The organism is Acidovorax sp. HMWF018, from assembly GCF_003061035.1.
Taxonomy (GTDB): Bacteria; Pseudomonadota; Gammaproteobacteria; order Burkholderiales; family Burkholderiaceae_C; genus Acidovorax; species Acidovorax delafieldii.
On the sequence record NZ_QAIM01000466.1, the window covers coordinates 4,557 to 14,383 of the forward strand.

Consider the following 9,827-nt stretch of genomic DNA (forward strand, 5'->3'; position numbering starts at 1 on the left):
TCTACATGAGCCGGCCATCGCCCCTGCCCTGGCACGACGACCGGTCCAGCCCCCTGGCAGACCTGCTGGTGGCGGTGATCCATGCCTTTCGCATGCCCTTGTTTTTCATCCTCGCCGGGTTCTTTGTAGCGGCGCTGGTCCAACGCCAGGGGCTGGCTGGCATGGTGCGCAACCGCCTGCGCCGTCTCGGTCTGCCTTTTGCGCTGTTCTGGCCGCCGCTGTTCGTGGCCTGTGCGCTGCTCGGGCTGATGTTCCTGCACCGCATGGCCTACGGCACCTGGGGTGTAGACCGCAGCCTGCTGCCCCGAGGCCCCAACGTGCCCCAGGGCCCAGCCACCATGCACCTGTGGTTCTTGTGGATGCTGCTGTGGCTGGCGCTGCTGACGCCCGTGGCATGGAGGGCGGTACGCGCATTGCCCGCAGGGCTGCAGCAGGCCCTGCAACGCGGTGCCCTCTGGCTAGGCGGTACGCCAACCGGTCTGCTGGTGCTCACGCTGCCGCTGGCCTGGATTGGCGCGGGATACGACCACGGCATCGTCACGCCCAGCGGGTCCTTCCTGCCGCCGCTGGCGGAATGGATACATAACGGGCTGTTCTACGGCTTTGGCCTGTGTCTGTATGTGCACCGCAAGGCACTGATGGCGCACTACGAGCGGCACTGGCCTGCGCTGGCCGGCTTGGGGCTGGTGGGTTTTCTGGTCACTGCACTGCTCTCGGAAGTGCTGGCTCAGCCCGAGGCATCGGCCTTTGTGTTGGTGCTGGTCACCGGGGCGTTTACCGATCTGCTGGCCGCGCCCGTATCGGCCACGCGCCACCTGCAGTTCTGGATGGCCCTGGCCTACAACAGCGCGTCGTGGCTCTGGAGCTTTGCGCTGATCGGGCTGTTTCTGCGCCATGTCGGCCAGCCCCGTGCCTGGCTGGCCTACCTGGCCGACAGCTCGTACTGGGTGTACTTGGTGCACCTGCCACTCACGATGGGCCTGGGTGCGCTGCTGTACGGCCTGCCCGTTCCAGCCCTCGCCAAGATGCTGATCAATGTGCTGGCCACGACCGCCCTGTGCCTGGCCAGTTACCACCTTTGCGTGCGTTTTACCGCTGTGGGCCGCTTGCTCACGGGGCGCACGCACACCCGTCATTCTTTGGGAGACCTCGTTCATGCGACCTGACACCTCACCCCGTCCTGCCCAGCCACCCGGCGCAGGCCCTGCAATCCCACCCGCAGACCCGCGCGCCGCGCTGCTGCAGGCCCCCAACTTCCGCTGGATGATTGGCGGCTCGGCCCTGTCCATGCTGGGCGACCAGTTCACGCTGATCGCACTGCCCTGGCTGGTGCTGCAGATGACCGGCGACACGCTGGTGCTGGGCACCGTGCTGGCCCTCATCAGCGTGCCGCGCGCCTTGTTCATCCTGATCGGCGGTGCGCTGGTAGACCGCCATTCGCCCAAGCAGGTTCTGATGATCACCAAATACGTCAACCTGGTGCTGCTGGCCGCGCTGGCGGGGCTGGTGTTTGCGGGCACGCTGTCGTTGTGGATGGTGTACGCGCTGTCGCTGGGCATTGGGCTCGCCACGGCCTTCAGCATTCCGGCGGGCACGGCCATGATGCCGTCGGTGGTGGCACGCCCCCAGCTGCAGGTCGCCAACGGCATCAGCCTGGGCCTGCGGCAGCTGACGATGTTCCTGGGGCCCTTGCTCGCGGGGCTGTTGATTGCACTGTTTGGCGCCGGTGGCGCAGCCCAAGCCGCCGCGGATGCGCCAGCACATGCCAACGCCACTGGCATCGGCATCGCCTTCGCGCTGGATGCGCTGAGCTTCGCCGTGTCGGCCTGGACGCTGTCCAAGGTGCAGACGCGTGCGGGCCTTGCGGACCTTTCCGCTCCAACGGCCGCGCCACAGGCGGTGCTCGCTTCGGTGGCGCAGGGCCTCGGTCACTTCTGGCGTGACAGCGAGCTGCGCACCTGCTTTTTGTACTGGAGCGCCATTGCCCTGTTCATCATGGGACCCATCCACATCGCCATTCCGGTGCTGGCCAGCAGCAGCCCGCAGCTAGGTGCCGCCGCCTTCGGCATCATCGTGGGCGCCCACGGCGCGGGCACGCTGCTGGGCATGGTGGTGTCGGGCATGGTGCCCCGGCTGCGGTTCGGCAGCCTGGGCATGACTATCCTGGCGTTCGACGCCATCATTGGCGCGCTGTTCATGCCACTGGGCCTGATCACCGCCGTGTGGCAAGGCGCGGCGCTGATGCTGGTCATCGGACTGCTCGGCGGCTTCATGCAGGTGAGCGTGTTCACATGGATCCAGCACCGGGTCCCCCCCGCCCTGCTGGGCCGCGCGATGAGCCTGTTCATGTTCATCTTCATGGGCCTGGCGCCGATCTCTGCCGCCGTGACGGGCTGGGTGATGAAGAGCATCACGCTCACCCAGCTGTTCGCGGCCAGCGGCGGAACGCTGGTGGTGCTGGCGGCACTGGCTTTTGTGCTCACACCCATGCGCCGCGTGACGGACGCAGCGCCCGCCACACGCTGAGGCTCCCCACGCAAAAAAGGCTGGACCACTGTCCAGCCTTTTTTGTGCCTGAGGAGGAGATCCTCAGACTTCGGTCACGAACTGCTCGCGGGGGCGGCGCACCTTCTTCAGGTTCACCAGCCAGTCGCCTTCGTCGGCGCGGTAGCCCAGCGGCAAGATGGCAACGCTGCGCAGGCCGCGAGCCCGCAGGCCCAGGATTTCATCCAGCGCGTTGGGGTCAAAGCCTTCCATGGGTGTCGAGTCCACTTCTTCAAAGGCCGCAGCGATCAGGGCTGCGCTCATGCCGATGTAGGCCTGGCGGGCTGCGTGCTGGAAGTTCACTTCGGCGTCGCGCTGGGGGTAGCTGCTGAGCAGCATCTGGCGGTAGTTTTCCCAGCCTTCGTTCTTGAAGCCGCGCTGGTCATTGGTCAGGTCGAACATCATGTTGATGCGGTCGGCCGTGTAGTTGTCCCAGGCCGCAAACACCAGCAGGTGCGAGCCGTCGGTGATCTGGGCCTGGTTCCAGGCAATGGGCTGGATCTTGGCGCGCACAGCGGGGTCGGTCACCACGATGATCTCGAACGGCTGCAGGCCGCTGGAGGTGGGCGCCAGGCGGGCGGCTTCAAGAATGCGCTCCACCTTCTCTTGCGGCACCTTCTTGGCGGGGTTCATCTTCTTGGCGGCGTAGCGCCATTGCAGCTTGTTCAGCAGGGGTTGGGCGAGAGTGGTGTCTGTGGTCATGACAGCGTCCTGAAAGAAGTTGTGGTTCAAGGGATGTATCGATGGTGGAACTGTAGGCACCCCACGGTGGTTCGGTAAGCCCTGCCAAAGAAACGGATTGTTCGCAATTCATCAACAATCGACCCACAAGCGCTTTGCAACCGCGCTCTGTTGATGCTGCCGCCATCGCGTGGTGCCACATGGGCAGGCGTACACTTGACAAAGCCTGGGCGAGCGCCCGGGCACGCACCCGGCTGACCGCGCCCCTTCATGAGTGAACCCGACCTGTCTTTTCTGGACCCTGCAGGCCGCCAGCCAGCAGCCGCAGAGCACATGCCTCGCCCGCCTGTCCCCCACTCCCGCACGCCCGGCGCTTCGGCAGAGGGCCTGGTGGCCGAACTGCGCGCCTACCAGGCCGAACTGGAAAACCAGAACAAGGTGCTGCGCTACAGCCAGGCCGTGGCCGAGAGCGCGTACGAACGCTTCGAAACCCTGTTTGCCAGCGTGCCGCTGGCCCTCATGGTGGTGGACGACCACGACATGGTGGTGCAGGCCAACTCCATGGCGCACCGCTCTTTCCAGCCCACCGAGCGCGACCGGCCCCTGACCGCGCTGATGCCTTTTGTGTGCCCGCAAGACGCCGCGCGCGTGCGCGAAGCCTTTGCCCAGGCGCAGGACCTGGGGCACAGCGAGGTCAAGGAGGTGGTGTTCACCATCAGCAATGCCACGCGCATCACCGGCGACCTGCACATTGCCCACATCGATGCACCGCAGACCAGCGGCCCGCCGCTGTCGCAGTTTTTGTGCGCGGTGATCGACCAGGGCCCGCTGCTGGCCGAGCGCCAGGCCTTGCAGCACAGTGCCGAGACCCTGCAGCAGCGCAATGAGCAGATCCGCGCCAGCGAAAAGCGGCTGGAGGCCGTCATCAACTCCGCACTGGACGCCATCATCTGCGTGGACCAGCACCAGCGCATCACCGTCTTCAACCCCACGGCGGCCGCGCTGTTCCAGTGCAGCGCCAGCGACGCGCTGGGCAGCACGCTCGACCGATTTTTGCCCGACGCGGCGCAGGCGCTGGCATTTGCCCAGCTCACCACGCAGGCCCTGTTGGGCGAGATGACGGCCCTCACCGCCAGCGGCAAGGAGCTGGCCGTGGAGGTGAGCGTGTCGTTCGAGCGCCATGCCGACGGGGAAACCACCACCGTGTTCGCCCGCGACCTCACCGGTCGCAAGAAGGCCGAGGCGCACCGCAACGAGCTGGAGGCCCAGCTGCGCGAGTCGCACAAGATGCAGGCCGTGGGCACCATGGCCGGGGGCATCGCGCACGACTTCAACAACATCCTGGGCGCCATTCTGGGCAATGTGGAGCTGGCCAAGGCCGACTGCGCAGCAGGCTCGCCCGTGCTGGAGAGCCTGCTGGAGATCGACAAGGCCGGCCGCCGCGCGCGCGACCTGGTCCGCCAGATCCTCACCTTCAGCCGCAACGAGCCCCCGCAGCGCTCGGCCGTGTCGCTGGCCGAGGTGGTGCACGACACCGAGCGCCTGCTGCGCGTGACCTTGCCTCCGGCCATCGAGCTGCACATGCAACTGCAGGCGGGCCTGCCGCCCGTGCTGGCCGATGCCACGCAGGTCGAGCAGGCTCTGCTCAACCTGTGCACCAATGCCGTCCATGCCATTGGAACCGAGCGCGGCAGCATCCACGTGGAGGCCGCCACCGTGCAGCCCGACCAGCGCCTGACCGAGCGCCTGGGCCTCGCGCCCATCGACTACGTGGCCCTGACAGTGCGCGACACCGGCCCCGGCATGGACGCTGCCACGCTGGAGCGCATCTTCGAGCCCTTCTTCACCACCAAGCCCGTGGGCCAGGGCACTGGCCTGGGCCTCGCGGTGGTGCATGGCGTGATGCGCACACACGAAGGCGGCGTGGATGTGCAAAGCGCGCCGGGCCAGGGCAGCCGGTTCACGCTGTACTTTCCGGTCGCCACCGGTGCGACTGCTGGTGCGCAGCCCAGCCCCGCCGCGCAGGCCGTGCCACTGGCCGCCGCAACGTCTGCACCGGAGCCTGCCGAACCATCCGGCGGTGCGCCTGGCAAGAAGCACCATGTGATGTACGTGGACGACGACCAGGCCCTGGTCTTCCTGGTGCAGCGCCTGCTGCGCCGCCGGGGCTACGAGGTGAGCGGCTATACCGACCCGCACGAGGCCACTGCTGCGCTGCGGGCAGCACCGCAGGCCTATGACCTGCTGGTCACCGACTACAACATGCCCGGCTTCTGTGGCGTGGACCTGGTGCGCGAGGCCCGTCTCATCCGCCCCGACCTGCCCGTGGCCCTGGCCTCGGGTTACGTCACGGCCGAGATCGAACAGGCGGCGCTGGCCGAAGGCGCGCAAGCCTTGATCCACAAACCCAATGACGTGGAAGAACTTTGCGCCACCGTGCAGCGGCTGATCGTGGGCCATGACCCCGCCTGAACCCGTGGCAGATGGCGTACAGGCGCTGTACGAAGACGACGACCTGCTGGTGCTGTGCAAACCCTCCGGGCTGCTGTGTGTGCCCGGCCGGGGCCCCGACAAGCAAGACTGCCTGAGCGCCCGCGCACAGCAGCGCTGGCCCGGCGCGCTCATCGTGCACCGGCTGGACCAGGCGACCTCGGGCCTGGTGCTCATGGCGCGCCACATCGATGCACAGCGGCGTCTGGGCCACGCCTTTGCCGAGCGCCAGGTGCACAAGCGCTACCAGGCGGTAGTGCAAGGGCTGCTGGGCACAGCGGGCGACGACTGGAGCGAGATCGACCTGCCCATTGCTGCCGACTGGGAGCGCCGCCCGCTGCGTGTCATCGACCACACCCTGGGCAAACCCAGCCTGACCCACTGGCGTGCACTGGCGCAAGACGCTACGGCTCAGACCACGCGCATCGAGCTGGAGCCGATCACCGGCCGCACCCACCAGTTGCGCGTGCACCTGGCCGCCATCGGCCACGCCATCCTGGGCGACGGACTGTATGCCGATGCCGCCACGCAGGCACAAGCCCCGCGCCTGCTACTGCATGCCAGTCACCTGGCCTTTGCGCACCCCACCACCGGGGAGCAGGTAGCGCTGGAGTGGGCGGCCGATTTCTAGCCCAATGGCCCGACAGCGCTAGTGGAACATGCACCAACCGCTATCTATTCAATAGCAAAAAGTAGTTGCTGATCAGCGCCCGCCCGGCGGCATGGCGCGCGACATGGCCCACTGCACGGCCAGGATGCTCGCCAAGACCACCAGCATGCCCACCAGCGATACCCCTGTCATGGCCTGCCCCAGCAGCGCCCAGCCCAGCAGCACCGCCGTGACCGGGCTCAGCAGCCCCAGCGACGACACCGCCACCGACGGCAGACGCGCAATGCCACGGAACCACAGCGCATAGGCCACCAGCGCGCCCGCCAGGCTGAGGTACAGATAACCCGCGATGTGGGTGGCGGTGAGTGCGGGCAAAGGCGGGTCCACCGCCCAGGCCACCGGCGCCAGCATCACGCCGCCCGCCAACAGCTGCCAGCCGGTAAACGCCAGCACCGGCAAGTCAGACCGCCAGCGCCGCGACCAGAACGTGCCCGCTGCCATGCACAGCGTGCCCACCAGCGCGGCAGCCACGCCCACCATGTCCCAGCGCGCACCGGGTGACAGCAGCAGCGCCGCCATGCCCAGCACACCCAGCGCCCCGGCCGCCAGCGCCAGTGCGGGCGGGCGCCGGTGGTCCAGCGCCCAGGTCAGGCCCATCACCACCAGCGGGCCCACGGCGCCCACCACCGCAGCCACGCCACCGGGCAACCGGTAGGCCGCCACAAACAGCAGCGCCTGGAACACGCCAATGTTCAGCGCCGCCAGCACCATGAGGCGCCGCCACCCCACCCAGTCGCCCCAGGCCGGCCAGCGGCGGCACCACAGCACCAGCAGCAAGCCCGCGGGCAAGGTGCGCAGCAGTGCGGCGGTGAAGGGCCGGTCGGGCGGCAGCAGCTCGGTGGTGACGATGTAGGTCGAGCCCCAGATGACCGGTCCGAGCGCTGTGGTGAGCGCATCCAGCCAGGTTGAGGAACTTGCAGAAGCACGTGAAGCAGCCATATATTTATCTTCAAATCAAGACAAAAACTCTACCATACAATCTCGAATTCAAGATAAATCAACCACCACAAGCCCATGGCCACCCCACGCCAACCCGACGCCGTCGACGCCATCCTGGCCCAGTGGAAGCGCGAGCGCCCCGACCTGGACGCGAGCCCCATGGGCCCCATCGGGCGCATCAAGCGCTGCGCCGCGCTGCTGGAGCGGCGGCTGGATGAAACCTTTGCCGAATTCGGCCTGAGCCGCTGGGAGTTCGACATGCTGGCCACGCTACGCCGCAGTGGCGCGCCCTACTGCCTGGCGCCGACCACGCTGTTCTCCACGCTCATGGTCACATCGGGCACCATGACGCACCGCATGGCCAAGCTCGAAGCCCAGGGCTGGATCGAGCGCCTGCCCAACCCGGCCGATGCCCGCAGCTCGCTCGTGCAGCTCACGCCCCAGGGGCTGGAGCTGATCGACCGCGCCGTGGAAGCCCATGTGGCCAACGAACACCGCATCCTTGCCGACCTCAAGGCGGCCGATCTGGCCGCGCTGGATGCGCGGCTGGCCCTGCTGCTGTCCGCTTTGGAGTCACGCAGAGGCCAGTGAAGACACCCGGCCCTGTGTACTGCGCAGTAACATGGCGGGATGCCTCAAAACCACCTCTACATCCTTACCGGCGCATCGCGCGGCATGGGCCTTGCCATGGCCCAGCAGCTCTTGCGCAGCGGCAATACCCTGATCTGCATCGCCCGCAGCGCCAACGATGACCTGACCGCCGAGGCGCGGGCCGCAGGCGTCGCCATTGAACAGTGGCAGCAAGACCTGTCGCAGGGCGAGCAGGCGGCCCACAAGCTGCAAGCCTGGCTGCAGGCCCAGGGCCCGCAGGCGTTTGCCAGCGCCACCCTCATCAACAACGCGGGCATGATCCCGCGCATCGCCCCGCTGTCGGCCAGCGACGCGGAAGACCTGGCCACCGCCCTGCGCGTGGGGCTGGAGGCGCCCATGCAGCTCACCGCTGCGTTCCTTGGCGCGACGGACACCTGGACGGTGCCGCGCAAGGTGCTCAACATCTCCTCGGGCCTCGGCCGCCGGGCCATGGCCTCGCAGGCCGCGTACTGCGCCGCCAAGGCGGGCATGGACCATTTCACCCGCTGCGTGGCGCTGGACGAGGCCATCAAGCCCCATGGGGCCAAGGTATGCTCACTGGCTCCCGGTGTGATCGACACCGACATGCAGGTCCAGCTGCGCGGCGCCGACCCGGCCGCCTTCCCGGACCGCCAGAATTTCGCCAACCTCAAGACGGGTGGCCAGCTCACATCGCCTGCCGACGCCGCCACCCGCGTGCTCGCCTGGCTGGAGCGCGCAGACTTCGGCACCAACCCGGTGGCCGACGTGCGCGAGGCGTGAGCCCATTTGCTCCTACTTTGATAGCTACAACCGCATGATTCACTAGCGCTTGCAGCCGTTTTGACCTGAATTTCTCTGAAAGGACCTCCCCATGACCCGTGAAGTCGTCGTCGTCAGCGCAGTGCGCACCGCCATTGGCACCTTTGGTGGCAGCCTCAAGGACGTGCCCCCCACCGAACTGGGTGCACTCGTCGTGCGCGAATCGCTTGCCCGCGCCAACGTGGAAGGCAAGGACGTGGGCCACGTGGTGTTCGGCCACGTGGTCAACACCGAGCCCAAGGACATGTACCTGTCGCGCGTGGCAGCCATCCACGGCGGCTGCGGCGAGGGCACGCCCGCCTACAACGTCAACCGCCTGTGCGGCTCGGGCCTGCAGGCCATCGTCAATGCCAGCCAGTCCATCCTGCTGGGCGACACCGACGTGGCCATTGGCGCCGGTGCCGAGAACATGAGCCGCGTGCCCTTTGCCAGCCTGAACATGCGCTGGGGCGCCCGCATGGGCGACACCAAGATGGTGGACATGATGATCGGCGCACTGCACGACCCCTTCCACAACATCCACATGGGTGTGACGGCCGAAAACATCGCCGCCAAGTGGGGCATCAGCCGCGAAGACCAGGACAAGCTGGCGGTCGAGAGCCACAACCGCGCCGAGCGCGCCACGCAGGCCGGTGTGTTCAAGGACCAGATCGTGCCCGTCACCCTGAAGAGCAAGAAGGGCGACGTGTTGTACGCCACCGACGAGCACTTCCGCCCCGGCGCCACGATGGACGACCTGGCCAAGCTCAAGCCCGTTTTCATCAAGGAAAACGGCACGGTGACGGCTGGCAACGCCTCGGGCATCAACGACGCCGCCGCCGCCGTGGTGCTGATGGAAGCCGGTGCCGCCAAGGCCCGTGGCGCCAAGCCCCTGGCCCGCCTGGTGGCCTACGCCCACGCGGGCGTGGACCCCAAGTACATGGGCATCGGCCCAGTGCCCGCCACGCAGCTGGCGCTGAAGAAGGCCGGGCTCACCGTGGCCGATCTGGATGTGATCGAAGCCAACGAGGCTTTTGCCGCCCAGGCCTGCGCAGTGACCAAGGACCTGGGCCTGGACCCGGCCAAGGTCAAT

At 67.4% G+C, this 9,827-nt stretch carries 9 protein-coding genes; 7 read left to right on the top strand and 2 right to left on the bottom strand.

Annotated elements, in window-relative coordinates; genetic code table 11:
• Both DBR23_RS19520 and DBR23_RS19525 read left to right on the top strand, forming a co-directional pair.
• Positions 1-1,166: acyltransferase family protein (locus DBR23_RS19520; RefSeq protein ID WP_108499312.1), on the top strand; the 1,166-nt coding region annotated here is incomplete at its 5' end.
• Positions 1,156-2,526, top strand: coding sequence for an MFS transporter (locus DBR23_RS19525; RefSeq protein ID WP_255581785.1), 1,371 nt, complete (start codon positions 1,156-1,158; stop codon positions 2,524-2,526). The genes DBR23_RS19520 and DBR23_RS19525, both read left to right, overlap by 11 nt.
• Before the next feature lie 63 nt (positions 2,527-2,589).
• Here the strand turns inward: DBR23_RS19525 and DBR23_RS19530 are convergent, their stop codons facing one another.
• Entirely contained in the window at positions 2,590-3,246 is a 657-nt protein-coding gene (locus DBR23_RS19530; RefSeq protein ID WP_056067837.1) for an NAD(P)H-dependent oxidoreductase, read from the bottom strand.
• Positions 3,247-3,495: 249 nt separating this feature from the next.
• Here DBR23_RS19530 and DBR23_RS19535 point away from each other — a divergent pair, with 249 nt between their 5' ends.
• Both DBR23_RS19535 and DBR23_RS19540 read left to right on the top strand, forming a co-directional pair.
• Positions 3,496-5,697 (top strand): ATP-binding protein, encoded by a 2,202-nt coding sequence (locus DBR23_RS19535; RefSeq protein WP_108499304.1) that lies wholly within the window; start codon positions 3,496-3,498, stop codon positions 5,695-5,697.
• Positions 5,684-6,346 (top strand): RluA family pseudouridine synthase, encoded by a 663-nt coding sequence (locus tag DBR23_RS19540; RefSeq protein WP_108499305.1) that lies wholly within the window; start codon positions 5,684-5,686, stop codon positions 6,344-6,346. The genes DBR23_RS19535 and DBR23_RS19540 overlap by 14 nt, the downstream gene beginning before the upstream one ends.
• A 72-nt stretch (positions 6,347-6,418) precedes the next feature.
• Here DBR23_RS19540 and DBR23_RS19545 read toward each other — a convergent pair whose 3' ends face one another.
• Complete coding sequence (locus DBR23_RS19545; RefSeq protein ID WP_108499306.1) at positions 6,419-7,324, bottom strand: EamA family transporter; 906 nt, start codon at positions 7,322-7,324, stop codon at positions 6,419-6,421.
• Between the two features lie 75 nt (positions 7,325-7,399).
• Here DBR23_RS19545 and DBR23_RS19550 point away from each other — a divergent pair, with 75 nt between their 5' ends.
• The 3 genes from DBR23_RS19550 to bktB all read left to right on the top strand — a co-directional run.
• Positions 7,400-7,915: a MarR family winged helix-turn-helix transcriptional regulator gene (locus DBR23_RS19550; RefSeq protein ID WP_108499307.1), complete on the top strand. Its 516-nt coding sequence runs from the start codon at positions 7,400-7,402 to the stop codon at positions 7,913-7,915.
• Positions 7,916-7,954: 39 nt separating this feature from the next.
• Positions 7,955-8,716, top strand: coding sequence for an SDR family NAD(P)-dependent oxidoreductase (locus DBR23_RS19555; protein WP_056746176.1), 762 nt, complete (start codon positions 7,955-7,957; stop codon positions 8,714-8,716).
• A gap of 91 nt (positions 8,717-8,807) precedes the next feature.
• Positions 8,808-9,827: beta-ketothiolase BktB (bktB, locus tag DBR23_RS19560; protein ID WP_233250581.1), on the top strand; the 1,020-nt coding region annotated here is incomplete at its 3' end.

What these genes read in the sequence shown, in the direction of transcription:
- DBR23_RS19525 (WP_255581785.1), top strand. Translation starts at nt 1,156, where the DNA reads ATGCGACCTGACACCTCACCCCGTCCTGCCCAGCCACCCGGCGCAGGC.
- DBR23_RS19535 (WP_108499304.1), top strand. Translation starts at nt 3,496, where the DNA reads ATGAGTGAACCCGACCTGTCTTTTCTGGACCCTGCAGGCCGCCAGCCA.
- DBR23_RS19555 (WP_056746176.1), top strand. Translation starts at nt 7,955, where the DNA reads ATGCCTCAAAACCACCTCTACATCCTTACCGGCGCATCGCGCGGCATG.
- DBR23_RS19550 (WP_108499307.1), top strand. Translation starts at nt 7,400, where the DNA reads ATGGCCACCCCACGCCAACCCGACGCCGTCGACGCCATCCTGGCCCAG.
- DBR23_RS19530 (WP_056067837.1), bottom strand. Translation starts at nt 3,246, where the DNA reads ATGACCACAGACACCACTCTCGCCCAACCCCTGCTGAACAAGCTGCAA.
- DBR23_RS19540 (WP_108499305.1), top strand. Translation starts at nt 5,684, where the DNA reads ATGACCCCGCCTGAACCCGTGGCAGATGGCGTACAGGCGCTGTACGAA.
- DBR23_RS19545 (WP_108499306.1), bottom strand. Translation starts at nt 7,324, where the DNA reads ATGGCTGCTTCACGTGCTTCTGCAAGTTCCTCAACCTGGCTGGATGCG.